22 protein-coding genes, 2 tRNA genes and 1 other RNA gene are annotated in these 23,098 nt (G+C 60.3%); 10 read left to right on the top strand and 15 right to left on the bottom strand.

The window, feature by feature from the left end:
* Positions 1 to 113: 113 nt before the first annotated feature.
* From tsaB to thiL, 3 genes are all read right to left on the bottom strand, one after another.
* A complete protein-coding gene (tsaB, locus tag FJ320_02480) occupies positions 114 to 839 on the bottom strand; it encodes a tRNA (adenosine(37)-N6)-threonylcarbamoyltransferase complex dimerization subunit type 1 TsaB (GenBank protein ID MBM3924841.1) in 726 nt (241 codons plus the stop codon).
* Between the two features lie 2 nt (positions 840 to 841).
* Positions 842 to 1,321: a tRNA (adenosine(37)-N6)-threonylcarbamoyltransferase complex ATPase subunit type 1 TsaE gene (gene tsaE / locus FJ320_02475; GenBank protein MBM3924840.1), complete on the bottom strand. Its 480-nt coding sequence runs from the start codon at positions 1,319 to 1,321 to the stop codon at positions 842 to 844.
* A gap of 185 nt (positions 1,322 to 1,506) precedes the next feature.
* Positions 1,507 to 2,514, bottom strand: a complete 1,008-nt coding sequence (gene thiL / locus FJ320_02470) for a thiamine-phosphate kinase (protein MBM3924839.1) — start codon at positions 2,512 to 2,514, stop codon at positions 1,507 to 1,509.
* On the opposite strand from thiL, the gene FJ320_02465 reads away from it, so the two are divergent.
* From FJ320_02465 to FJ320_02455, 3 genes are all read left to right on the top strand, one after another.
* Positions 2,333 to 3,304, top strand: coding sequence for a metallophosphoesterase family protein (locus FJ320_02465; GenBank protein MBM3924838.1), 972 nt, complete (start codon positions 2,333 to 2,335; stop codon positions 3,302 to 3,304). The two genes, thiL and FJ320_02465, sit on opposite strands and share 182 nt — an antisense overlap.
* A 35-nt stretch (positions 3,305 to 3,339) precedes the next feature.
* A tRNA-Lys gene (locus tag FJ320_02460) sits at positions 3,340 to 3,415 on the top strand.
* A 62-nt stretch (positions 3,416 to 3,477) separates the two neighbouring features.
* Positions 3,478 to 3,561 (top strand) — tRNA-Leu (locus FJ320_02455).
* Between the two features lie 277 nt (positions 3,562 to 3,838).
* Here FJ320_02455 and FJ320_02450 read toward each other — a convergent pair.
* From FJ320_02450 to FJ320_02435, 4 genes are all read right to left on the bottom strand, one after another.
* Positions 3,839 to 4,246 carry a type II toxin-antitoxin system VapC family toxin gene (locus tag FJ320_02450; GenBank protein ID MBM3924837.1) on the bottom strand — a complete coding sequence of 136 codons (408 nt, stop codon included), beginning with the start codon at positions 4,244 to 4,246 and terminating at the stop codon, positions 3,839 to 3,841.
* Positions 4,215 to 4,460 carry an AbrB/MazE/SpoVT family DNA-binding domain-containing protein gene (locus FJ320_02445; protein MBM3924836.1) on the bottom strand — a complete coding sequence of 82 codons (246 nt, stop codon included), beginning with the start codon at positions 4,458 to 4,460 and terminating at the stop codon, positions 4,215 to 4,217. The genes FJ320_02450 and FJ320_02445 overlap by 32 nt, the downstream gene beginning before the upstream one ends.
* Before the next feature lie 94 nt (positions 4,461 to 4,554).
* Positions 4,555 to 5,049, bottom strand: a complete 495-nt coding sequence (locus FJ320_02440; GenBank protein ID MBM3924835.1) for a DinB family protein — start codon at positions 5,047 to 5,049, stop codon at positions 4,555 to 4,557.
* 95 nt (positions 5,050 to 5,144) lie between these two features.
* On the bottom strand, positions 5,145 to 6,020 hold the full coding sequence (locus FJ320_02435; GenBank protein ID MBM3924834.1) for a UTP--glucose-1-phosphate uridylyltransferase: 876 nt from the start codon (positions 6,018 to 6,020) through the stop codon (positions 5,145 to 5,147).
* Positions 6,021 to 6,121: 101 nt separating this feature from the next.
* Between FJ320_02435 and ffs the strand changes: the two genes are divergently transcribed.
* The 4 genes from ffs (at position 6,122) to lgt (ending at position 9,138) form a co-directional block, all read left to right on the top strand.
* Positions 6,122 to 6,385, top strand: an RNA gene (gene ffs / locus FJ320_02430) — signal recognition particle sRNA large type.
* Positions 6,386 to 6,437: 52 nt separating this feature from the next.
* On the top strand, positions 6,438 to 7,238 hold the full coding sequence (gene rsmA, locus FJ320_02425; protein ID MBM3924833.1) for a ribosomal RNA small subunit methyltransferase A: 801 nt from the start codon (positions 6,438 to 6,440) through the stop codon (positions 7,236 to 7,238).
* Positions 7,201 to 8,091, top strand: coding sequence for a 4-(cytidine 5'-diphospho)-2-C-methyl-D-erythritol kinase (gene ispE, locus FJ320_02420; GenBank protein MBM3924832.1), 891 nt, complete (start codon positions 7,201 to 7,203; stop codon positions 8,089 to 8,091). The genes rsmA and ispE overlap by 38 nt, the downstream gene beginning before the upstream one ends.
* 75 nt (positions 8,092 to 8,166) lie before the next feature.
* A complete protein-coding gene (lgt, locus tag FJ320_02415; protein ID MBM3924831.1) occupies positions 8,167 to 9,138 on the top strand; it encodes a prolipoprotein diacylglyceryl transferase in 972 nt (323 codons plus the stop codon).
* On the opposite strand, the gene recJ is transcribed toward lgt, so the two are convergent.
* The 4 genes from recJ to FJ320_02395 form a co-directional block, all read right to left on the bottom strand.
* Complete coding sequence (recJ, locus tag FJ320_02410; protein MBM3924830.1) at positions 9,135 to 10,811, bottom strand: single-stranded-DNA-specific exonuclease RecJ; 1,677 nt, start codon at positions 10,809 to 10,811, stop codon at positions 9,135 to 9,137. The two genes, lgt and recJ, sit on opposite strands and share 4 nt — an antisense overlap.
* 60 nt (positions 10,812 to 10,871) lie before the next feature.
* Entirely contained in the window at positions 10,872 to 12,116 is a 1,245-nt protein-coding gene (fabF, locus tag FJ320_02405) for a beta-ketoacyl-ACP synthase II (protein MBM3924829.1), read from the bottom strand.
* Positions 12,117 to 12,221: 105 nt separating this feature from the next.
* Positions 12,222 to 13,841 carry a B12-binding domain-containing radical SAM protein gene (locus tag FJ320_02400; protein ID MBM3924828.1) on the bottom strand — a complete coding sequence of 540 codons (1,620 nt, stop codon included), beginning with the start codon at positions 13,839 to 13,841 and terminating at the stop codon, positions 12,222 to 12,224.
* 156 nt (positions 13,842 to 13,997) lie between these two features.
* Positions 13,998 to 14,615: a cyclase family protein gene (locus FJ320_02395; protein MBM3924827.1), complete on the bottom strand. Its 618-nt coding sequence runs from the start codon at positions 14,613 to 14,615 to the stop codon at positions 13,998 to 14,000.
* A gap of 51 nt (positions 14,616 to 14,666) precedes the next feature.
* Here FJ320_02395 and mtaB point away from each other — a divergent pair, with 51 nt between their 5' ends.
* Positions 14,667 to 15,980 carry a tRNA (N(6)-L-threonylcarbamoyladenosine(37)-C(2))-methylthiotransferase MtaB gene (mtaB, locus tag FJ320_02390; protein ID MBM3924826.1) on the top strand — a complete coding sequence of 438 codons (1,314 nt, stop codon included), beginning with the start codon at positions 14,667 to 14,669 and terminating at the stop codon, positions 15,978 to 15,980.
* Between the two features lie 50 nt (positions 15,981 to 16,030).
* On the opposite strand, the gene FJ320_02385 is transcribed toward mtaB, so the two are convergent.
* Complete coding sequence (locus FJ320_02385; protein MBM3924825.1) at positions 16,031 to 16,861, bottom strand: MBL fold metallo-hydrolase; 831 nt, start codon at positions 16,859 to 16,861, stop codon at positions 16,031 to 16,033.
* 287 nt (positions 16,862 to 17,148) lie between these two features.
* Between FJ320_02385 and FJ320_02380 the strand changes: the two genes are divergently transcribed.
* Together FJ320_02380 and FJ320_02375 are read left to right on the top strand one after the other, a co-directional pair.
* On the top strand, positions 17,149 to 17,547 hold the full coding sequence (locus tag FJ320_02380) for a VOC family virulence protein (protein MBM3924824.1): 399 nt from the start codon (positions 17,149 to 17,151) through the stop codon (positions 17,545 to 17,547).
* Between the two features lie 258 nt (positions 17,548 to 17,805).
* Entirely contained in the window at positions 17,806 to 18,930 is a 1,125-nt protein-coding gene (locus tag FJ320_02375) for a CBS domain-containing protein (GenBank protein ID MBM3924823.1), read from the top strand.
* Positions 18,931 to 19,112: 182 nt separating this feature from the next.
* Here FJ320_02375 and FJ320_02370 read toward each other — a convergent pair whose 3' ends face one another.
* The 3 genes from FJ320_02370 to FJ320_02360 form a co-directional block, all read right to left on the bottom strand.
* Positions 19,113 to 20,159: an LLM class flavin-dependent oxidoreductase gene (locus FJ320_02370; protein MBM3924822.1), complete on the bottom strand. Its 1,047-nt coding sequence runs from the start codon at positions 20,157 to 20,159 to the stop codon at positions 19,113 to 19,115.
* Between the two features lie 337 nt (positions 20,160 to 20,496).
* Positions 20,497 to 21,543, bottom strand: a complete 1,047-nt coding sequence (locus tag FJ320_02365; GenBank protein MBM3924821.1) for an LLM class flavin-dependent oxidoreductase — start codon at positions 21,541 to 21,543, stop codon at positions 20,497 to 20,499.
* Between the two features lie 220 nt (positions 21,544 to 21,763).
* Positions 21,764 to 22,888: an LLM class flavin-dependent oxidoreductase gene (locus FJ320_02360; GenBank protein ID MBM3924820.1), complete on the bottom strand. Its 1,125-nt coding sequence runs from the start codon at positions 22,886 to 22,888 to the stop codon at positions 21,764 to 21,766.
* Positions 22,889 to 23,098: the final 210 nt, after the last annotated feature.

Genomic DNA, 23,098 nt, shown 5'->3' with positions numbered 1-23,098 from the left:
GGTTCTGGTGCGTGTCTTGTAGTGCTAGGGTTTACCCCTCATCCTTCGCCTTCTCCCCTTGTGGGAGAAGGAATTGTCTTGGAGCAAGCGATTCGTTCGATGCACCTCAGTCCTCAATGAGCACCAGGCATTTTAGGGTCTAGTCCAAACTTTACTTTTATAGGTGGGTTGGCTTTGGTTATGGTGGGACGCCGCAGGTAAAAGGGCTGGAGGGTGGCGGCGTCATCGGCTTTGTCCTGGGCCAGACGTTCCGAAGCCAGTTTTGCCAGCGCCCACAGCCGTACGTTAGGGCCAGGGTATTCTACTACGACGGCTTTCTCGCTCAAAGCCTGCCGCAATTCTGCCCCGTAGATGGAGATGCCCTCGCCACAGATGATAGATCCCTGGGGGATGGATCGTGAGAAGTCTGGGAGGCTGGCGATTTCCGGCTCACGGGCCTGACGCCAGGCAGCGTCGGAAGATTGGTAGATGGCCCAGGCGACCTCGCCACGGCCGATGTCCAGGATGGGGCAGACGGGGAGGCCAAGGTTGGCGTAGGGCCAGGCTTCCATTTCGAGGGTCGAGATGCCGATAAGGGGTGTGTCGAGGGCGAGGCAGAAGCCCTTGGCGGCGGACATGCCGACTCGCAGGGCGCTGAAGCCGCCGGGGCCGAGGGCAATGGCTATGGTGGTGAGGTCGGCGGGCTTGAGGGCGGCGTCCTTCAAGATGCCGTCGATGGCGGGCAGGAGTTCTTTGGTGTGGCTCTGCCTCGAATACCAGGAGCGAGAGGCAATTTGTTGGCCGTCCTTCCACAGAAGGACACCGGCGTAGCGGGTAGAGGTGTCGATGGCTAGGAGCATGTTCAGGCTTTCACCTGGTTGGCGATGGCGTCGAGGAGGGTCTGGTGGCGCGAGTCTTGGGCAGCCATGCGTATCACGCGCTCGGAGTCGGTCTTGCCGTAGTCCAGTCCAATCCACAGACCGCGGTCTTCAAAGAGTTCCGTGGCGCGGTCAGCCCATTCGATGACGCAGACGCCGTCACCGCCCAGATACTCCTCGAGACCCAGGTCGGCGGCCTCAAGAGCGCCTTCGACGCGGAAGAGGTCGACATGATAGATGGTGAGGCGGCCTTTATAGCGGGTCATGAGGACGAAGGTGGGGCTGCGGGCGTGCTCCTTGACGCCCAGGCCCCAGGCAATCCCCTGGGTCAGGGAGGTCTTGCCAGCGCCTAGGGGGCCGAGGAGGAGAAACACGTCGCCGGGTTGGGCGGCCTCGCCCAGAAGGCGGCCCAGGCGTTGGGTCTCTTCGGGGCTATGAGTGGTAAGTTCAAGGTCGTTGGACATTTAAACTCTGGTCATAAGTTTCTAATTTGGATAGGAGAACTAATGTTCACTTGGATGTAATGTCCGTATTGTAGTATTAGGGTTTCACCCCTCATCCTACGCCTTCTCCCACAAGGGGAGAAGGGATTTCCTTGGGAGTTGACAGAACTCATATACCCATACGTACTGTGGGGTATCCGCAATATCTAGCGGTAGTGGTCCCAGCCGCCGTGAGCGGGAGTGATGTCTTTGCCTGAGGCGTCGACGACGGTAACTTTTCCTGGAGAGTTAGCAGTAATGGCACCGATGATGGAGGTGGGAGGCGGGAGGAGGCATACAACGCGGTCCATGACCTGGGGCGGCGCGGTGAATATAAGGCCATAGTCCTCGCCGCCGCCGAGGGCCAGGGTGGTGTAGCCCTGGGGGAAGGTGGCACGAAGGGCTGGATCGATGGGCAGCTTGTGGGCGTCGATGCGGGCGGAGACGCCGCTGGCTTTGCAGAGCTTGGACAGATCGTCCACCAGGCCGTCGCTGACATCCATGGCGCACCGGACGCCGTGCTTGGCGAGGATGCGGCCTTGGAGGACGCAGGCTTTAGGCTTGCGATGGGCATCGGCCAGTCGGTCAAAGATATCCTTGGGGATGGACTGTCGATGTTGAAGCAATCGGAGGCCGGCGGCGGAGGATCCCAGCCAGCAGGTGGTGGCAACCAGGTCGCTGGGGTGGGCGGCGGAGCGGAGGAGGGGTGGCTCGTCGGTGGCGCCGGTGAGGGCGACGGTGATAAAGGCGGTGGGGGAGCGGACGATGTCGCCGCCGATAATTCGGAACTTGTACTCCTGGGCGGCGTCGATCATGCCGGCGTAAAGTTCGTCTATGGCGGACACGGAGGTGTCAGGGGGCATGCCGAGGGTGACAAGGGCATAAAGAGGAAGGCCGCCCATAGCGGCGATGTCGCTGACGTTGGAGGCCATGGCCTTCCAGCCCAGGTCTCGCCAGGGGGTGGTAGAGCGGAAGAAGTGGACGCCTTCCACCATGGTGTCGGTGGTGGCGAGCTGGGTGACGTTGTCGGCGCGCCAGGCGGCGGCGTCATCACCAACGTCAACTAGAAGGCGGGAGCCGAAGAGGGGTTGGACATCGCCCAGTCGCTGGTGGATGGCGGCGAGGAGGCGGTCGATTAAGGCGAACTCGCCCAGGTCTTTTACGGTATTAGCCATACCTTGCGATTATATCGCAGTCGGCGCAGAGGGGCCTGACGGTTATAATTTAGGCCTGATGAGAGCGTTAATAGTGTCCGATATTCACGCCAACCTGGAGGCCTTGGAGGCTGTGCTGGCCGACGCACGAGCCAGGGGAGGGTTTGAGGAGGTGTGGTGCCTGGGGGACGTGGTGGGCTATGGGCCGGACCCAGGGGCGTGCCTGGCGTTGCTTCGAGGGCTGAAGTTGACATGCATCGGCGGGAACCACGATTACGCGGCGTGTGGGAGAGCGGGAGTGGAGGAGTTTAACAGCTACGCCGCACAGGCTGTCTTGTGGACGGCGTCGCATTTGAAGAAGGAGGAGAAGGAGTTTCTGGCGGGATTGAGGGAGGTGGAGCGCCAGGAGGGGTTCACGCTGGTGCACGGGACGTTGAAGGAGCCGGTGTGGGAGTACCTGGTGAACCAATATGCCGCGCTGGATACGTTTGGCAGGATGGAGTCGTCGTACTGTCTGGTGGGTCACTCGCACATGCCGTTTGTTTGCACAGAAAGCGAGGGGATGGCCTTGTTCGGGCCTTTTATGGAGGACATATCGGTGAGATTGGACTCGCGGCGGCTTATTTTCAACCCGGGGAGCGTAGGACAGCCCCGGGACGGTGACCCGAGGGCCAGCTATGCGATGTATGACGGGGACGAGGCTGTGATCACGAGGCATCGTGTGGGGTATGACATCGGGAGGGTGCAGGAGAAGATGCGGAGGGCGGGGCTGCCGGAATATCTGGCGGAGAGGCTGTCGCACGGGAGGTGAGAGGAGGGCGTGCCTGTGTTATAATTTTTGGTCGTGGCCCGCTAGCTCAACTGGCAGAGCAAGTGACTCTTAATCACTAGGTTCTCGGTTCGATTCCGGGGCGGGTCACCATTGCATCTCATTCAAGCCACCAGTCCAGCAAAGTTTTTAGTCCACGCGGCTTATTTAGGACGGGGGAAGTGGCGGAACGGCAGACGCGCAAGGCTTAGGACCTTGTGTCGAAAGACGTCCGGGTTCAAGTCCCGGCTTCCCCACCACTTTGGATGAGAGGGATATCTATGCCTATCATAATCACACGAGATGCAGTACTTCTTCTTCGGAAAGAGGCGGGGATTGCGGTTGGCGCAGCCGTGCTAGCCGCCTTTGCTCTTTTTCTATCAGGTTTTGCGGGAATCGATTTTATGGCCCAGACCTACATCTGGTCGTTTGCCGTCTTTTATGGGGGCCGCCTTCTAGTCCTAGCCTTCCAGGCTCGGGGACGACCCAACCGCGGGTGACTTGGGGTTCCAGCCCCGGCTTCCCCAACAAGTTTTGCTACCGAACCATCAGGATATGTATCCCGAGAGACAACCTGGCCCAATTTCTATCTGTCGTCATGGCTGGCAAGGCCAACTGCCTAGCTAGAACTAAACAAGCCCTGTCTCCAAGGGATAGACCCGCGAATTTGGTGTCAGGCTGTAGAAGCCCGGCCTGAACGGCCTGTTCCGCCGTAAAATCGATAATTTGGAATGGCAGATTTTCCAGCAATCCCTTAATCTCGATAGCTGAAAAGTTGTCCTGGCAGAGTTTTGCCACAACCTCCGAAAGGTTCACGGAGCTAATGGCAGACCGTCTCACTACAGTTTTAACTCTCTCCGCCCCTGGCTCATCGTTAATTAAGGCTAAGAGGGCGGATGAGTCCAGAACGACTTCACTCTCGCTTGGCTTCTTCTCTTCGCTCACGAATCAATTCTTCTGAGAGCATTCGGCCTGCCGGCACGCGACGTCGCACTATTTCTTGGGCTTTCTTGATGCCTTGCTCGACTGTAAAAACGCGAATCTCCTTGTCTTCAAGGATGACAATAAGGTCGTCACCTTCTTCAAGGCCTAAGGCTTTACGGTGGGAAGAAGGTATGACGAATCTACCGTTTCTGCCCAACTTTGTCATAGTCTTCATAATGACCACAATATAGCATAATTGGCATACTTACATAAGTATGCCAATTAAAGGAATTATTGCCAGTAACGAGGTTAAGACTGTAAATTTATAATTAGTCCATCCCCAGACTCTTCCTCAAATCTTTGAGTTGCTGAGTATGACTTCGCCAATGGCGGAGATAGAGGCCTTCTAGCAGGTTTTGGGCGGAGCGGTCCTCGCGGTGGTTGCGGAGAGGGAACCAGCAGGAGGTAGTGACCTCACGGATCTGGCCGTCGGTGGCGGCGCCCACCACCTCGCGCGCTCGAGCGAAGAACTTTTTAAGCTCCTCGCGGATGTCGTTTAAATCCATGGCCTGACGCTGGGCGTTGATGTGGGTCTCGTCGGCGATGATGGTGAGCTCGGGGAGAGAGCCTTTAATCATGGCGTCGATGTTGTTGGGGATGCCGCCTTCGGGGTCTTCCAGGATATGCCACAGAACCTCGCGGGCGGACCACTCCCTGGCGTCGGGCTTCCAGTCCAGGCAATAGTCCATGCCGTCGAGGACTTTGAATATCTCTTTTTCGACTTCGTCGGTGCCTTGCAGGATGGACTCTTTAATTGATGGCATGAAGGGCCTCCCTAGGGTTCAATGGGTTAAGTCGGCGATTATGATAGCAGAAGAAGGGCTGGGAATCCGCCTCCTCCTGGAAGACGGCGAGTCTATCAGGAGGTGAGGCGTTTGATGGTGTCGAGGATGGCGGGGCGGGCGTCTTCGCGGGCGAGGGCTTCGGCCAGGGAAGCTTTAAGGAGACCTAGAGGGTTGCCGCCGTCGTGGCGGGCGCCGGGGAACCGGTAGGCGAAGAGAGGGTGGGTCTCCATGAGGAGGGCGAGGCCGTCGGTGAGCTGGATTTCGCCCTTGGCGCCGGGCTTGGTGCGCTCCAGGCAATCGAAGACCTCGGCGGGGAGGACGTAGCGGCCCACGATGGCGAGGTTGGAGGGGGCCTTGTTCTGGGGAGGTTTTTCTACCAGGCCATCGACTTGATAGACGCGCTCGCCGAGGGGCCGCGGCTTGATAACGCCGTAGGCGCTGACGTTTTCCAGAGGGACTTCTTCGACGGCGATGACGCCGCCGTTTCGCTTTTGGAAGATATCTATCATGCTGGCGAGGGCGGGCTTTTTGTCCTGGATAACGTCGTCGGGGAGCATGACGGCGAAGGGTTCTTCCCCAACGGCGTCTTTGGCCATGAGGACGGCGTGGCCGAGGCCCAGGGGGTCTTTCTGCTCGGCGTAGGAAAAGCGGGCCATGGAGGTGATTCGGCGCACGGTTTCCAGGAGCTTTGCCTGGCCTTTTTGTTCCAGGAAGGACTCCAGGGCAGAGTCAGGCTCAAAGAATCTCTGAAGGGCTTCCTTGCCGGGGGACGTGACCAGGATGATGTGATTAATGCCGGAGGCTACGGCTTCTTCGACGGCGTAGAGGATAAGGGGTTTGTCGAAGAGGGGGAGAAGCTCCTTGGGGATGGCCTTGGACGTGGGGAGGAATCGGGTGCCCACGCCGCCGGCGGGTATAACGGCTTTACGGACTTTTTTTTCGACTTTCACGGGGCCTCCGTTTAGCCGATTCTAACATTGGGCGCAGGCATGGACAACGTTGCTTTTCCGTTTGACAGTGTGCGGCGGTGGGCCTAAGATGGAGTTTGAGGCTGTGCTAGGCGGGGAGCTAGCGGTGCCCTGTACCCGCAATCCGCTATAGCGGGGCTGAATCCCGTCCCCAGGCTCGGCTGATGGACCTAGGTCCTGTCGAAAAAGTGTTGAGGGCTGGGTCCCACGCGGCGGAGACCTGTGAACCCCGCCAGGTCCGGAAGGAAGCAACGGTAAGCAGAATTCTTCGGGTGCCGTGGGGTTGCCTGGCCGGAGCTTTTCCGGCGGGATATGTTCATTGGCCGCTGTCAAAGGCGGGTGCACGGCCTCATCTACCCGCAACCGTTGGCCTAATGCGCACCACGCTTCACGTTTAACATGCCCAGACGACCTTACGGCCAGCACTTTCTAACAGACCAAGGCGTTTTGAGTCGAATTATCGAAGCCGCCGAGCTTTCGCCGGAGGACTGGGTGGTGGAGGTGGGGCCGGGGCGCGGCGTGCTGACTCGCGAGCTGGTGTCGAGGGCGGGGCGTGTGGCGGCGGTGGAGGTGGATGCGGAGCTGTCGGCGTCGTTGAGCCAGCGCCTTGGCAACCCGCCTAATCTAGCAGTATTGCAGGCCGACGCCCGGTCTGTGGACTTGGAGTCGTTAGCGCCGCGAGGGCAGGCGTATAAGGTTGTCGCCAACCTGCCGTACTATGCCGCTAACCCTATCCTCCGTCGATTTTTGGAGGCGGAACACAAGCCTTTGCTTATGGTCGTCATGGTGCAGAAGGAGGTGGCGGAGGCTATCGTCGCGGAGCCGGGTGAGATGTCCATGCTGTCGGTGGCGATGCAGTTTTATGGCGCGCCCAGGCTGGTCTGCCACGTGCCGCCCGAGGCCTTTAACCCTCCGCCGGAGGTTACGTCGTCGGTGCTGAGGATAGACATTCTGGCGGAACCGGCGGTGGAGGTGGATAACGCCAACGCCTTTTTTAAGCTGGCGCATGCAGGCTTTGCGGCACCGAGGAAGCAGATTCGGAACTCGCTGGCTATTGGGCTGAAGGTGGCGGCGGCAGAGGTGGATGGGCTGCTGTCGCGGTGCGGCATCGATCCTGCGCGGCGGCCGGCGACGCTGAGGATGGACGAGTGGGCGTGCCTGTATCGGTCTAACGCCGCGGAGGGCGTCGGTGCGCGCTGAGGCCTACGCCAAGGTCAATCTGGGCCTGGAGGCGCTGGGGCGCCGCCCGGACGGCTACCATGATGTCGTGACGGTGCTGCATACCATCGACCTGAGCGACGCGATGGAGATTGGGCTGGCGGAGGGAATATCGGTCCATTGCTCAGTCCCTCACTTGTCGGGGCCGGAGAATCTGGCTTATAAGTCTGCGCTGGCATTGAAAGAGAAGGCAGGTTATAAAAAGGGCGCGAAGATATTTATCGAGAAACGGATACCGGAGGCGATGGGGCTGGGGGGAGGAAGCTCGGACGCGGCGGCGGCGCTGGTGGCGCTGAACAGGCTGTGGGGCCTGGGTCTTATCGAGGAGCAGCTTTGTGAAATCGCCGCATCTATAGGCTCCGACGTGCCGTTTTTTGTGAAGGGTGGGGCGGCCCTGGGGGAGGGACGGGGAGAGGTTCTGACGCCGCTTCCGAGCCTGGAGGAGCAGGCGCTGGTAATGGTGTGCCCTGAGATTTCGATTCAGGGGAAGACAGGCCGGTTGTACTCTATGCTCAAGCCCAGCGCCTATACGGACGGGCACGCGACGCGCTCCTTTGCCGACGCCCTGGGCAGGGGACGCTTCTCCCCGCATCTGATATTTAACGTCTTTGAGCAGGTGGCTTTTGACGCGTTTCCAGGCCTGGACGCGGTCATGAGGGGGATGGAAGAGGCCGGGGCGGGGACGGTGAGCCTGTCCGGGTCGGGGCCGGCGCTGTTTTCGCTGGTCGATAACCGGATAGCGGCGCGCCGTATGGCTGACAAGCTGCGGGGCATGGGATTGAGGGCGTACAGTCTGACTACGGTGGCAAAATCGCCCGTCTTGACGCTCCCGTGAACCCCACATAGACTAGCAAACGTAATATTTATAGCTGATAGTCTTGAGGGACTACTCCTAGCGAGAGAGGAACTAATGCTGGATATAGTGCCTGGTATCTTGAGTGTAATACGCATAGGGATGGACCCCGACCTGGTGGACGCAGGCGGGTTTGTTCTAACCTGGCATGGCTTCTTTACCTTTATCGGTGTCGCTCTGGCGGTGGCGCTGACGGCGCACTGGTCGAAGAAGGAAGAGATTGAGCCTGACACAGTCTATTCGATAGCTATCTGGGCGATTTTGGGCGGCGTTATCGGCGCGAGAATCGTACACGTCATTGACTTCTGGTCTCGCAGCTACAAACACGATCCCATCAGCATTTTCTACGTGTGGGAAGGCGGCATCGCCATTCTGGGCGCCGTGCTAGGAGGCTTTATAGGCGGTTCGCTTTACCTTCTGCTTCGCAACAAGGACGGAGTGATTAATTTTTGGAACAAGGGGCTCTTCTGGCTGGGACGCCTGCAAAAGGTGCAACTGCCTTCGATAGGCCGGATGGCGGACCTGACAGCGCCGGCTCTAATTCTAGCGATGGCAGTGGGCCGTATCGGAGACATCATTAACGGCGAGCATATTGCCCAGGTCACCAGCGTACCATGGGGATTTGTATACACGCACCCCCAGACGCAGCAGCTTTACGTTGACCTGGGGGCAAGCCATTTGTCGCTGGCGCCGTCGCATCCAGCGGTGGTGTACGAGATGATATGGGACGTGGCGATTTTTGGAATCCTCTGGTTCTTCCGCAAGCGGTTGCTGCCGCACGGTATGACCTTTGTGCTGTTCCTGGCGCTGTACTCGCTGGGCCGGTTCTTCATCAGCTTCATTCGAGAGGACCGGATATGGGTGGTAGGGCTGGATGAGGCGCAGATAATATCGTTGATAACGATGATTATTACGATTACGCTGCTGATATCCAAGGCTCGATTGGTGAAGCCGCCGGTGAGGCGCCCCGCGGCGCCGGAGTCGCCGACGCCTGCGCCTGTGACCGAGAGACCGGGGGCGACTTCCTAAGGGGACTGGCTGGGCCGGAAGTCCACCAGACGCATAGCTAATAGCTGGCGCCCGTCCCACACGTCGGTTTTGAGGCAGTAGACGGCGTCGATGCGTTGGGTCTCGGGGAGCCTGCCGTTGCCCTGGCGAAAGGCGATGGCGTCCCAGGTGGCGCGGCCGTCGTGGAGCTTAAATCGAAGGTGCTGGTCCTGGCTGCCCATGGCGCGGCTGCGGTCGATGCGCAGGCCTCGCGCGAGAAATAGAGGCTCCCTGTTGCCTGCGCCGAAGGGTTCCAGGGTGGTCAGGAGCCGGTAGCAATCGCCCATGAGCTTATGGGGCGGGGCTTCGGCGTCGACCCAAAGGGTGGGCGTGAGGTCCAGGTCTTTTAGCTGGGCGTGGGCGGCGGCTAAAAGACGCTCTTCCAGGGCTGGCAGGTTTCCATGTTCCATGACGAAGCCCGCCGCCATGGGATGGCCGCCGACCCGGCTGAACAGGTCCTGGCACTGGTAAAGCGCTTTGACGAGATCAAAGTCCGGGATGCTGCGTCCGCTGGCCCGAAGGAGACCTTCGTCCGGGGACATGACTATCGCGGGCCGGTAGAATTCTTCGGCAAGGCGACTCGCTACCAGGCCGTTGATGCCTGGCGAGAAGGACTCATCGACCATCAGGATGATGGGCGGCAGGTCAGCGGGGGCTTTGGCGAGGGCCAGGGCGTAGGCGTCGTCGGTGGCCTTGCGGCGGTTGTAGTTGTACTGCTCGATCTCCTGGGCCAAGGCTTCAGCTTCAGATTCGGTGCGGCTGTTGAGCAGGTTGAAGCTGGCCTCGGCGTGCTTAACCCGGCCCGAGGCGTTAAGGCGGGGGGCGATGCCGAAGGCGATGGATTCGGCGCTGAGGGTTTGGGGGCGGAGGCCGGCGCGTTTATAGAGGGCCTGGAGTCCCAGGTTGTTGGTCTTGCGAAGCTCGACCAGGCCTGCCTTGACGATGGCGCGGTTCTCATCGAGAAGGGGCGCCAGGTCGGCCACGGTGCCCAGGGCGGCCAGGGCTATGAGGCTGGGAGGTAGGGGCTTATCCAGGGACTGATAGAGGCCCTGGATTAGTTTTAGAGCAAGGCCGGCGCCGGTAAGCTCTACGAAGGGGTAGGTAGAGCCGGGGACTTTAGGGTCCACCAGGGCAAGGGCGGGAGGAAGGGTGGGAGGCGGCATGTGGTGGTCGGTGATGATAACGTCCATGCCTGAATCGACGGCCTGGACTACCTCGTCATATGAAGAGATGCCGCAGTCCACGGTGACGAGGAGGGAGACGCCGGACTTTTTCATGGCCGATACAGCCTCGCTATTAAGGCCGTGGCCTTCCGTTACACGATGGGGAATGTAGGGAGCGACACGGACGCCAAGGGGTTCCAGCGCTTGGGTAAGGAGGGTGGTGGCGGTGACGCCGTCGACATCGAAGTCGCCAAAGATGCCGATGGTCTCGCGGCGCTGGATAGCCTGCGCCAGCCTTTCGACGGCACGCTCTATGCCGGGGAGGAGGAAGGGGTCGTGAAGCTGGGCGGGGGCGTGGGAGGTGAAGGCGCGGGCCAGTTCCGATGAGGCGAGATTTCGATTGTAGAGGACCTGGGCGACGATGGGAGGGAGGTTGAGGGAGGCGGCGAGGCCTTCAGGGCACAGGGCGCGGAGCTTCCAGGTTTTCTGCATAAGATGACTTTAGCAGGATAGGAGGCAGGAGGGAACCCAGGAGCGGCAGAGACCGCCAAACTAGGCGCCGTTGGCGCGGGTGAAGGCGAGGACGGAGTTGTGGCCGCCGAAGCCGAAGGAGGTGCTGAGGACGGCTTGGAGGTCCTTTTTTCGCGCAGCGTTGGGGACTATGTCCAGGTCGCATTCTGGGTCGGGGTTTTCGTGGTTTATGGTGGGCGGGACAACGCCTTCTCGGAGGGCCAGGACGCACATGGCGGCCTCGACGGCGCCGCCTGCGCCCAGAAGGTGGCCGGTCATCGATTTTGTGGAGCTGACGGGAATCTTATAGGCGATTTCGCCCAGGGCTAGTTTGAGAGCCTTGGTCTCCAGCTTGTCGTTCAGAGGGGTGGAGGTGCCGTGGGCGTTGATGTAGTCGATATCGGCGGGTTCAAGGCCGGCGTTTTTAAGGGTGCGCTTGACGGCCTTGGCGGCGCTCTCACCCTCCGGGGCAGGCTCGGTGACATGGAAGGCGTCGGAGGTGGAGCCGTAGCCCGCCAACTCGGCTAGAGGCTGGATGCCGCGCCGGATGACGCTCTCGTGGCTTTCCAGGACCAGGATGGCGGAGCCTTCGCCCATGACGAAGCCGTCGCGCGTGGCGTCGAAGGGCCGGCTGGCCTTCTGGGGGTCGTCGTTGCGTCGGGAGAGGGCTTTCATGGCGCCGAACCCGGCGACCGCGATGGGACAGATGGGGGCCTCGCTACCGCCAGCGAGGACGATGTCGGCTTCGCCAGCGCGGATGAGCTTGAGGGCGTTGCCGATGGCGTCGGCGCCGCTGGAGCAGGAGGAGACGGCGCAGAAATTAGGACCCAGGGCGCCGCTGAGCATGGATATCTGGGCTGAGGCCATGTCACCCAGCATCATGGGAATGAGGAAGGGGGAAACCCGATTGGGGCCTTTTTCCAGGAGGTTGGCGTGCTGCTGAGAGATGGTGAGGAGGCCGCCGATGCCGCTGCCCACAAGGACGGCGACGCGGTAGCGGTCGACCTTGGAGACGTCAAGCTGCGCCTGGGCCATAGCCTCTTTGCAGGCGGCGACGGCGAACTGGGCAAAGCGGTCTGTGCGGCGGGCCTCTTTGGGGCCGAGGTGGGCGACAGGGTCGAAGCCCTTGACCTCGGCGGCGATACGGGTCTCGAAGTTAGTAGTGTCGAAGGACTGGATAAGATCGACGCCGGAGCATCCGCTTTTGAGGGCCTCCCAGGTGGAGGAGGCGTTAAGCCCCAGAGGGCTGATAACGCCTATGCCTGTAATAAAAACGCGGGTAGTCAGTTAGGGCCTCCAAACAGATTGGCTGATGGCAATATCGCAAGGCGACATAATACTCGGTAGATTTTACCTGTTGGACGGCGCTATTGCCAGAGTTTTAGGCGAAATCTACGGGCCAGCTTCAGGCCTGGGAGGCAAGACGCGGAGGGAGTTCTTGCCTAGGAGCTTGGCGGAGGTGTCCAAGCGGTCTTTCAGGGTGCTTCCCAGGTTGTTGACGCGACTGGAGATGGACTCGGCGATCTCTTTCTTGACCGCCGCCAGGTCGCGCTTTTTATAGGCTAGGGACTCAGAGATCTCCTGGCCTGTGTTAGTCAATCTGATGCGATACCTCTCCACCACGCGGAATAGGCGGGCGTAGAGGTTATCGACCGGGTTTAGCTTGGCGTGGTAGCGGTTGAAGAGGCGGCGAGATTCCTCCATGCCCCATCGCGGGTCTTGATGGACGAACTGGCGTCCGGTGTAGAGGTGGTAGGGGCGCATTTCACCTTCCTGAAGCACATCGCCGTTGGCGTCCAGGGGGACCAGGCCTTCCCAGTTGGAGGTGGCGGGCAGAGGCGTGAGGAGGTTCGCGGTCTGGTACTTGCTGACCTGGGTGACCCAGTCCGCCATCTCCATGATGCCTTCCTCGGTGTCGTAGGGGAGGCCGATGATGGTCATGGCGACAATGGCAAAGCCAAGCTCGTTGAGCTTGGTGAGGCCTTTATGCATCTGGCCCGGGTCCTGGCGCTTGTTGACCGCCTTGAGGTTGTCGGCGTTGGAGGACTCGACGCCGACATAGAGCATTTCCATGTTGATGTTACGAAGGGCATCAGCCAGCTCAGGGTCCTGCCCTATCTCCGCCCTGGTCTGGCAGATGAGGTACATGTCGTCGGTGTGGCCCTTCCAGGCCTTGATGCGCTCCAGGCGCTCGTTGCGGTACTTGACGGCGCGAAGAGGCGGCGGGTGCAAGTCATCGGATACAAAGATGCTGAAACGACCGTCGCGGTTGGTGGCGATGAGGCCGTCGGCGGCCATCTGGCTTAGCTGGGCCAGGCGCTTGAGTTCCGTCTCCCGCTTGACCATCCGATAGCCGAGGAATTGCTGAATGACCTGACAATAGCTGCACTTCTCGGTGCAGCCTCGGACGGTCTCCATGACACCGCCCATGAGGGGCTTTGAGGGGGTGAGGTCTTTGATGGAATAGAAGTCCGGAAGTTCGACGAAGTCCGGTTCCACCAGGCCGCGCCGGGTGGTCTGGACCAGCCCGCCGTTCTCCATGAAGGCGATGCCGGGTATCTTCTTGAGCTCTTGGAGGCGGTTTTGACCTTTGTAGGCCAGCAGCACATCGCAGAGCTGGCCTATGATATCCTCGCCCTCGCGCTGGACAATGACATCGAAGCCGCCTTCGCGAATGGCCTCGTCGGCCAGTGGGCTCATGTGGGGGCCGCCGCCGATGGTGACGATTTTGGGGTGGCGCTCTTTAGCCTCGCGAGCGATCTCGTAGGCCCTGGGGGCCTCATTGATGAGGGCGGATATGAGGAGGACATCGGCGTCCTCCAGGTCTTTCTGTGGGTCGATTTTGCCGCTGCGGTCCTCGAACCAGATCATGCGCTCATAGAGGTTGGGGCCTTGCCACTGCTGCAGGGCGCCGGAGAGAAATAACATGCCCTGCCTGGGTATGGCTACGTACTCGAAGTTGCCCCCTGGCGACCTGGGCTGGACAAGGACTACTTTTTTGAATCTAGACACTAGGGAACCTCCGCCTTTTTTTCCACCACCCCAGAGCCCCAGGCACCTTGGAGGGGCTATGAATATTAAAGGCTATTATACATGGCAGGGCGTGGCGTATAAATAGCGGTCGCAGCAAAGTAAGCGGTTTACCTACAAAGCTGGCGCAAATCACTCTTAAACCAGGACGGCCCGGGCGGGCGCGCCCTCCGCTTTTAAGATTTTGAGCGGCAAGCAGTAGAGGGTGCGAAGGCCCAAAGGCGCGGAGGACAGGTCCAGGCCCTCAAGGATAACAATGCCAGCGCCGAGCAAAAGATGATGCGCTGGATAGCCCCGGTCGCCGGCCGAGGAGCCTTCGATGGATAGCTGGTCGATGCCGACCAGATTGACGCCGCGCTCGACGAGCCATTGGGCGGCGTCGGCTAGAAGCCCCGACTCGCTTTCTGTTGATGATCCCCAGCCTGACAAACGAGTTCGGAGGAGGAGGCGCTGGGTCGCTTGAGGTATGCCTAGGGACTCCAATGTGGCGCTGGATATGGGGCCGGGGCCGACACGGCATACATAAGCTGGCCCGATGAGCGCATTCAGGGGCAAGGTTTCGACGGAGCCGGCGTCCTGGATGAAGTGGCTGGGGGCGTCGATGTGCGTGCCGGTATGGCTCGACATGAAGATGCTGCTCAAGGTGTAGGGATGGCCCTTCTCCAATCGCTGGTGGAATCGCAGGCGAAAGGGCGGGTCTCCCGGGTAGATGGGTGTGTCAGGCGATAGAGGAAGGGAGATGTCGTGAATACGCATAGGGCAGTCCTGCGTTGAGGGTGTTTTGCGGCGGCGCCTATAATAGCACCTATGGAGCCATTATCTATCATTGAGGGTCTGGGGAATAAGGGCGGCACGGTGGCAATAGTCACCCACGGCTGCAAGCTGAACAAGTCGGACAGCGACGAGATAGCGCGGCAGTTTGTCCAGGCGGGGTACCGGCTGGTGGAGCCGGATGAGGGGCCGGACGTGTTTGTTCTCAACTCTTGCACCGTGACCCACGAGGCGGACGCCAAGGCGCGGCAGGCGCTGCGGAACGCCCATCGAAGCAACCCGGGGGCCGTAGTGGTGGCGACGGGCTGTTATGCCCAGCGAGCGCCGCAAGAACTGGCGTCGATAACCGGTGTGGGGCTAGTAGTCACGAACTTCCAGAAACCGGGGCTGGTGGTATTGACCCTGTCGGCCCGGGGGCAGGCCGAGACGCCCTGCGCCATGGATGAAGAGCCCGGACTGGGGCCGGGCGTGTCAGGGAGGACTCGCGCGTTCATAAAAATACAGGAGGGGTGCAATCAGGTCTGCGCCTACTGCATTGTGCCCAGGGTGCGGGGCCGCGAGCGCAGCGTGCCTGTGGAGGAACTGGTGCGACAGGTGGAGCGATGCGTGTCGGAGGGGTACAGGGAGGTGGTGCTGACGGGGACGCAGCTGGGATCCTACGGGTTTGATTTAGAGGGCGCAAGCCTGGAATCTATGATTGGGCTGATATTAGAGAGGACGGGGATAGAGCGGCTGCGAGTTTCGTCTTTGCAGCCGCAGGAGGTAACGCCGGGCCTGCTGGGCCTGTGGCGGGACAGCCGGCTGTGCCCGCATTTCCACATGCCCCTGCAAAGCGGCAGCGACGGTGTGCTGGGGAGGATGCGACGCCGATATACGTCAGGGGAGTATGCTTTTGCCGTAGAGGAGATAAGACGGGCCGCGCCGCAGGCGTCGGTGACGGCGGACGTCATCGTCGGGTTCCCGGGGGAGAGCGACGCTGAGTTTGAGGAGAGCTTGGCCTTCTGCGAGAAGATGCCTTTTGCCGGCTTGCATGTTTTTGAATACTCGGTCCGGGGCGGGACCAGCGCGGCGCATATGCGGGGGCAGGTGTCCGCCCCGGCGAAGGCGGAGAGGATGGGAAGGATGCTGGCCCTGGCGCGGGACAAGGCGTCGGCCTTCCGCAGGGGTGCGGTAGGAGAGGTGCGGCCGGTGTTGTGGGAGATGCGCAAGAAGAAGGGCTGGTACGAGGGACTTACGGACCATTATCTGAGGGTAAGGACAGAGAGTGAGTCGGCGCTGGGTAATAGGATAACGCAGGCGCGGATGGCGGCGGAGGAGGGGGAATGGGTCGTGGGCGAGGTGACAAAATAAAAGAAGCCCCCTGATTTCTTGGGGGGCTTCTGATTAGGTCTGTGCGGAGTCTAGAGGTCGATGGGGCGGAGGCGGGTCAACTGGTCGTATCGCTCCAGGTATCCGGCTTTGCGGTCCATGCCGTGGGAAAAGACCAGGAGCCAGCCGTCCCTTTCCGCCTGGTGCAGGATTTCCCGCTTTTGCTGCAGGGAGTCTTCCGGAGAATGGTCCAGGGCTGGAATGGCCGCCAGGTCCAGGTGGTGGGCGGTGGGGACCAGATCGCCCAGGAAGGCTACCTTTTCGCCGCCGTGGTTGGTCACTACGATCTGATGGCCCTTGGAGGGGCCATTTGTGACGATGACGGAGAGGCCGGGGAGGATCTCCTCGTCGCCGTCCAGAAGCTGAAGTTTGCCGGACTCCTCGATGGGAAGGAAATCGTCCTCGAAGTATACGCTCTGGAAACGCTCGTTGGGCTGCTGGGCCTCTTCCCAGCACTTGCGCTGCATGAAGTGGGTGGCCCTGGGAAAGGTGGGAATGAGGTCGCCGGTCCTGTCGAGCTTGGTGCAGCCGCCGGTGTGCTCAAAATGAAGATGAGTAAGTATAACGATATCGATCTGATTCGGCGACACGCCCAGGGCTTTGAGGCTTTTGACCAGACGGCTGGGGCCCAGGCCGTACTCGTCCCTAAGGCCCTCCACCTCTTTGGAACCTATTCCCGTATCCACCAGAATATTCTTGCCGGCGAGCTGAATCAGGAGGCAGTTGAGATTCAGAGTCATGCGGTTTCTGCGGTCTGTGACGATTCTATTTTCCCAGACCGCTTTAGGGACCTGTCCGAACATACAGCCGCCGTCCCGCTTCATTGTCCCGTCACTAATTAACCGTATAGATGTGGTCATCATGTGCTAATGATCACCCCCCTGTCTTAAAAGTAATAGAAAATGCTAGTAATCCGCGTGCAAAAGGGGTTGAATGGGCGAGACGAGATAAACCCTTGAAAGCTGCCTCCCTTCCTGCAGGGCCTATTGGACTCTCCCGCCCTGCGCACTATCAATTGGACTAATCCATTTGGATAGTGTTATCTAGGTTGATAAGATAACATAAAATTTAGAAGTGTCAATAGTTTTTTATGAAAATTCTTATCTTATTTTAAGAAAATTAGCTAAATAGAGACGAAATGGAGGCTATCATGAAGGTAAAAGGCTTTGACCACCTGGTATTAAGCGTGCGGGACGTGGACCGGTCTTTAAGGTTTTTCCAGGACGTGCTGGGCTTAGAAGCGCTGCGGGTGGAGGAATACCGGCGTGGGGAGGCGCCATTTCCGTCGGTGCGGCTGTCGGCCACGTCGGTCATCGACATAGTGCGGAGCAAGGAGCCTCGACGCGGACAGAACGTCGACCACTTCTGCCTGGTCATCGAACCCACAGACCTGGAGGGGCTGGCAGCTGGGCTTAAAGAGAAGGGCGTAGAGGTAACGGGGACGCCGGGGCGGCGGTGGGGCGCCCAGGGCTGGGGCGTGTCGCTGTATATCAAGGACCCTGATGGGAATACTATTGAGCTGAAATGCCACCCGGAGGGGTATAAATAAGGGACATGGCTATGCAGTGGACATAAGAAATGGCGCACAGGATTAAAATTTTATAAGAATATTTCAACCTTGGGCATAGCGGACAGTTTTACGGCTGCTTATTAACCATACCTGCCTTTCCTGAAGGGCCCGTTAAAGAACCAGTGTCCACGGCCTTGCGGCCTGAGCAGCCGCATATAGAAATCTTTCTGTTCAGGCACAACCGTCGAGTGTTAACATTGAAGTAGTCAGGCAGATCACTTTCGCAACCGAGGGCAAATGGGCGGAACTATTGTAATAGGCCGAATTTTCGGCATCGATATAAAGATCCACTTCTCATGGGTGTTGATCTTTATTCTTGTAGCGTGGTCTTTGGCCAATACAGAATTCAAGACGGACTACCCGGATTGGGGAGTGAACGTCCGCTGGGGTCTAGGAATTCTTGGAAGCATCCTTCTTTTTAGCTCCGTCCTATTCCACGAGCTGAGCCATTCCATTCTGGCCATGGTACGAGGGCATAAGGTTCGGGGCATCACGCTCTTTATTCTCGGCGGGGTGTCGGAGATAGAGGAGGAGGCGCACAAACCCGGGGAGGAGTTCTGGATTGCCTTTGTGGGGCCGCTGTCCAGCTTTTTCCTGGGCGGTGTGTTCTACCTGCTGGCCTGGCAGACGGAGGGCGTCAATGACTATGTGCATGCCTTAAGCGCGTATCTGAGTTTTATTAACCTGGCGCTAGGAGTGTTCAACCTGATTCCGGGATACCCAATGGACGGCGGTCGGGTGTTGAAGGCGGCGGTGTGGCGGGCCACCGGCAGCGTTAGCCGGGCGACGCGGGTGGCGTCCCGTTCCGGGATGGTGGTGGCGTTTTTGATGATGGCAGGGGGCCTGGGCCTGGCGTTTATCTGGGACTCCTGGAGCGGGCTGTGGCTGGTGCTAATTGGCTGGTTCCTGATGTCCGCCGCGTCTTCGACACGGCGGCAGGAGGCGGTGCGGGCGCACCTTTCGGGCCGCAGGGTGCGGGATGCCATGCGGTCGGGGTACCCGTCGGCGCCGCCGGGGATATCGGTGCAGCGGCTGGTAGACGAGTATATGGCCAGGGGTTTCGAGCGGACGTACCTGGTGGTGCTGGGGGATACGGTACACGGGCTGGTGAGCGCAGCGGACGTGGCGCTGGTTCCGCCGGAGGAACGGCATAGCAAGTATGTGACTGAGATTATGGTGAGGCCGCCGAACATTGCGTTCGTCAGCCCTGATGACCCTCTGGAGGCGGCGATGCAGAAGATGAGCGCGGGGGAGTTCCATCAGCTGCCGGTGCTGGAGAACGGGAAGCCGGTGGGGATGGTGTCGAGGGGAGATGTGATGAGGGTGCTGGAGTTGTCGTCGCTGGTGGGGCCGAGGAAGTAGCCCTTTCGCGGGTCCTGGTTTATATTAAGCCACCCTTATCTTTAAGCGGGATACCTTCATCCCCTGGCCCCTTCTTCCTGCTGGAAGAAGGGGAAGATAAAAATTACACCAAATTCCCCCTCTAACTCCCCCTTTTCCTCACGAGGAAAAGGGGGAGAACCTGAGGAGGCATCCCCAACTCCTTACTTAAGTTTTGGGGTGACGTGTTCAGCCAGGAGGCGGAAGGAGCGGTCCAGGGCTGGGCCGGGGATCATACCGCCGAAGTTTACGTCGGCGATGGCGCTGCTGAGGCTTAGTTCTTCTTTGAGGGCGAGGAGGCGGTCCGCCACGCCTTCCGGCGTGCCCGCGACTAGGTGATTTCGCAGCACGTCGTCGTAGGTCATGGCGCGGTGCTTGTCGGCGCGGGCGACGCGCTGGAGGTTCTCCTCGTCGGATAGGCCGGCGATGGGCGTGTTCTGCGCGGGCATGATTTTGGTGTAGAAGTTCATGGCGCTGTCTTTGGGCTCGTCCAGGGCGGCTTGCGTGGTGGGGGCAACGTGGACTGGGAGGCGGAGGCAGACGTCAGGCGCGCCGGGGCGCTGGGCGTCGTGCCATGCCTGCTTGTAGGACTCGATGCGAGGTTTGAGGACAGCGGAGGGAGCGTTGAGGCCGAGGAAGATAGGAAGGCCCCGCTGGCCGGCCCAAGCGAAGGAGGCTGGCGAGGTGACGGCGATGCGCATGGGCGGATGGGGCTTCTGCAGGGGCCTGGGAACGACGGCGATGTTGTCGAAGGCGTAGAAGGCGCCCTTGTGGGTGAGGCGGTCGGTGGTCATGGCCTTGATGAGCACGTCCAGGCACTCGTCGAAGCGATGCTGGCTTTCCATATAGGGGACTTTGAAGCCTTTGTAGGCGCCCTCGCCGCTGCTACGCCCGACGCCGAATTCGAAGCGGCCCTGGCAGAGGTTGTCCAGGGTGGCGACTTCTTCAGCGAGGCGGACGGGGTTGTAGAGGGGGAGGACGTTGACGGCGGTGCCGATTTTTATGCGTTTGGTGCGGCCGGCCACGGCGGCGGCCAGGACCATAGGTGCGGAGCAGAGGGAGCGGTTGGGCTGGAAGTGGCGCTCGGCGATCCAGACGCTGTCGAGGCCGCAGGACTCGGCAATGTCCACGTGGCGGAGGGCTTCGGCGAAGGTGGGGGCGTGGGAGTCGCCGTCGCGGGGCGGGAGGTCAAAGAAGAGGCCTAGTTCCATAGGGGGCTCCTTCTGGGGGAATGGCCCTCATCCTCTTCCCCTCCCCTGCAGGAAGTGGGGAAAGGGAGAATTCGTAGCGTGGAAGGCAGTAGTGATAAAGGATTGTGGTGCCAGTGTTTCACCCTCATCCTTCGCCTTCTCCCATCAAGGGAGAAGGGATTTTCTCGATGGCGGTCAATCCTTTCAGCGCACGTAGAACCTGGACTGGTAATAGCCATCATCCAGAGAAAGGAGATTCTTGACAATGGAGAGTAACTCGGTTCGCCAGACTGGGCAGCAGTCATAACAGATTCTTCGACTTCGTCGGAGTACCGACTTCGCTCAGAATGACAGAGCATCACTTCAACCGTGGTGCGACTTTTTCGGCGAAGAGAGTTAGGGAGCGCTGGACTTTGTCTTTGGGGATCATGCCGCCGAAGTTGGCCTCCATCATGACGCCGGTGAGACTGAAGGTCTCTTTTAGCTCTTGCAGACGGTCGGCGACGGCTTCAGGGGAGCCGAAGGCGGAATCGGTCTCTAGGAACTCGTCGTAGCTCATGGACTGGAAGCGTTTGGAGCGGGCGGCGCGGTCGGCGTTTTCCTCGTCGGAGAGGCCGGGGAGGGGTTCGCCCAGGGTGGGGACCAGGTTTTTATACCAGTTCATGGCGCTGGGCTCGGCCTCACGGTGGGCTTTTTCGGTGGTGTCGGCCACATAGGTGGGAACGCGGATGCAGATGTTGGGCTGGCCTGAGTGGCCAGCCTTTCGCCAGGCGTCTTTGTAGCTGTCGACGCGCTCCTTGGCGGAGTCGAGGACGCCTCGGAGGCCGATGAAGATGGGAAAGCCCATCTGGCCGGAGAAGGGGAAGGAGCCGGCGGAGGAGGCGGCGTTTCGGATGGCGGGGTGGGGCTTCTGGAGGGGTTTGGGGATGACGCAGACGTTGTCATAGTTGTAGAACTGGCCGTGGTAGGAGAACCGCTCCTCAGTCCAGGCTTTCTTTATCACTTCCAGGCACTCGCGAAATCGGGGGCGGCTTTCGGGGTAGGGGATGCCGTAGCCGACGTACCCTCGTGGGGCGCCGCTGCGTCCGATGCCCAGCTCGAACCGCCCGTTGGTGACGTGGTCAAGGGTGGCCATGTCCTCGGCCATGCGGACGGGGTTGTTGAGGGGGAGGACGCTGACGGCGGTGCCGATTTTGATTTTCTTGGTGCGGTTGGCGATGGCGGCGGCGGCGATGAGGGGGGCGGAGATGACGGAGCGTTCCGGGGAGAAGTGGAGCTCGGCGAGCCAGGCGATGTCGAAGCCGACCTTTTCGGCTAGCTGGATGTGCTGGAACTCCTCCTCGAAGGCCTGGTGCTCAGACTTGCCGTTGCCTCGAGGGAACTCGAAATAGACGCCGATCTCCATGGACGCCTCCGCGGTGCGGATATTGGGATGAGGTTGGGGGAATTGTAGCACCGGAGAAGGCCATACGCTATGTGAAGGGTTAGAGAGGCGGATGTGAAAGGCTAGCGACTCTCTTGCCGCGAACTAAGGAAGGGCTGGATTCCGGCTTCCGCCGGAATGACGGAGAAGAGGGAGAACAAGGGCGCGGCGACCTCGCCCCTACATAAAAATGGAGAGTAGGTTACAGCTTGGGGGCGACTTTTTCTGCGAAGAGTTGGAGGGAGGCGAGTTCTTTGTCTTGGGGGATGAGGCGGCCGAAGTTGGGTTCGGCGATGACGCAGGAGAGGTTGAAGGTCTCTTTTAGTTCCAGAAGCTTTTCGGTCACTTCATCGGGGGTACCGTAGGCCAGGTCGGTCTTGAGGATGTCGTCGTAGGTGATGGAGCGGAGGCGCTGGCCGCGCTCGGCGCGCTCTCGGTTCTCCTCGTCGGACAGGCTGGGGATAGGCGTGCCGACGGTCTCGATAAGCTGTCGATAGAAGTTCATGGCGCTGGCTTTGGGGTCCTCCAGGGCGCGGCGCCGGTCCTCATGGACGTAGACGGGGATACGGAGGGAGAGGTGGGGCTTGCCCGGGTGGCCGGCGGACTCCCAGGCCTCACAATAGCTGGCGACGTGCTCGACGAGCTGGCTTCGGACGCCTCGAACGCTGAGGAAGATAGGAATGCCGGCTTTGCCGGAGAAGAGGTAGGTGCCTGGGGAATTGGTGGCGATGCGGATGGGCGGGTGGGGCTGCTGGAAGGGGCGGGGGACGACGCGCACGTCATCGTAGTGGTAAAACTGGCCGTGGTGGGAGAAGGTATCGTGAGTCCAGGCTTTTTGAATGACTTGGAGGCACTCGGAGAAACGCTGGCGGCTTTCGGCATAGGGAATGTTCATGCCGATGTAGCCTCGAGGGGCGGCGCTGCGGCCGACGCCGAAGTCGATGCGGCCTCCGGCGATGTGGTCGAGGGTGGCGACGTCCTCAGCGAGGCGGAGGGGGTTGTAGAGGGGGAGGACGGCGACGGCAAGGCCGATGCGAAGCCGCTGGGTGCGGGAGGCGGCTGCTGCGGCCACGACGACAGGGGAGGAGAGGACGGACTGCTCAGGCTCGAAGTGGAGCTCGGCGAGCCAGACGGAATGGAGGCCGGAGGACTCGGCCAGGTCGATGATTTTGAAGGCGCGGTCAAAGACCTGGGCGTCGGTGGCGCCTTTGGGGCGGGGGAACTCCATGAAGATGCCTACGTCCAATAGCGGCTCCTGGGGGCGTGGGTTGCTGGGGGCGGGCCGACACGTCGGCCTGCGCCGATTATATGCTGGTTCGTGGCGCATTGTAGCATCGGGAGGGGTGGGAGGGTAGGGAGGGGATTTTGAGGGGATAACAGTTGTATCGAGAGACAATCATGGATTAAAGTCAGGCGATGACTAAACCAATAATAAAGGGGACGATATAGGTAAGGCTAAAAAGACCAAAAGAGATAAGGTGACCACACCTAAGCGCGTAAGTAAGCGCGCGCCGGCGTCGCCGTTTGAGAAGTATAG

Source organism: SAR202 cluster bacterium (assembly GCA_016872285.1).
GTDB lineage: Bacteria > Chloroflexota > Dehalococcoidia > Lucifugimonadales.
The sequence above is the reverse complement of the archived record's forward strand: the minus strand, read 5'-3'. Positions and strand labels throughout refer to the sequence as shown.

Bases quoted from the DNA above. Each gene is read 5' to 3' on its own strand.
- FJ320_02445 (MBM3924836.1), bottom strand. From the start codon at position 4,460: ATGAAGACTATGACAAAGTTGGGCAGAAACGGTAGATTCGTCATACCT.
- mtaB (MBM3924826.1), top strand. From the start codon at position 14,667: ATGGAGCCATTATCTATCATTGAGGGTCTGGGGAATAAGGGCGGCACG.
- FJ320_02370 (MBM3924822.1), bottom strand. From the start codon at position 20,159: ATGGAACTAGGCCTCTTCTTTGACCTCCCGCCCCGCGACGGCGACTCC.
- FJ320_02385 (MBM3924825.1), bottom strand. From the start codon at position 16,861: ATGATGACCACATCTATACGGTTAATTAGTGACGGGACAATGAAGCGG.
- FJ320_02465 (MBM3924838.1), top strand. From the start codon at position 2,333: ATGGTGTCGGTGGTGGCGAGCTGGGTGACGTTGTCGGCGCGCCAGGCG.
- lgt (MBM3924831.1), top strand. From the start codon at position 8,167: ATGCTGGATATAGTGCCTGGTATCTTGAGTGTAATACGCATAGGGATG.
- FJ320_02395 (MBM3924827.1), bottom strand. From the start codon at position 14,615: ATGCGTATTCACGACATCTCCCTTCCTCTATCGCCTGACACACCCATC.
- rsmA (MBM3924833.1), top strand. From the start codon at position 6,438: ATGCCCAGACGACCTTACGGCCAGCACTTTCTAACAGACCAAGGCGTT.
- tsaB (MBM3924841.1), bottom strand. From the start codon at position 839: ATGCTCCTAGCCATCGACACCTCTACCCGCTACGCCGGTGTCCTTCTG.
- FJ320_02375 (MBM3924823.1), top strand. From the start codon at position 17,806: ATGGGCGGAACTATTGTAATAGGCCGAATTTTCGGCATCGATATAAAG.
- FJ320_02380 (MBM3924824.1), top strand. From the start codon at position 17,149: ATGAAGGTAAAAGGCTTTGACCACCTGGTATTAAGCGTGCGGGACGTG.
- FJ320_02440 (MBM3924835.1), bottom strand. From the start codon at position 5,049: ATGCCATCAATTAAAGAGTCCATCCTGCAAGGCACCGACGAAGTCGAA.
- recJ (MBM3924830.1), bottom strand. From the start codon at position 10,811: ATGCAGAAAACCTGGAAGCTCCGCGCCCTGTGCCCTGAAGGCCTCGCC.
- thiL (MBM3924839.1), bottom strand. From the start codon at position 2,514: ATGGCTAATACCGTAAAAGACCTGGGCGAGTTCGCCTTAATCGACCGC.
- FJ320_02360 (MBM3924820.1), bottom strand. From the start codon at position 22,888: ATGCGCCACGAACCAGCATATAATCGGCGCAGGCCGACGTGTCGGCCC.
- FJ320_02365 (MBM3924821.1), bottom strand. From the start codon at position 21,543: ATGGAGATCGGCGTCTATTTCGAGTTCCCTCGAGGCAACGGCAAGTCT.
- tsaE (MBM3924840.1), bottom strand. From the start codon at position 1,321: ATGTCCAACGACCTTGAACTTACCACTCATAGCCCCGAAGAGACCCAA.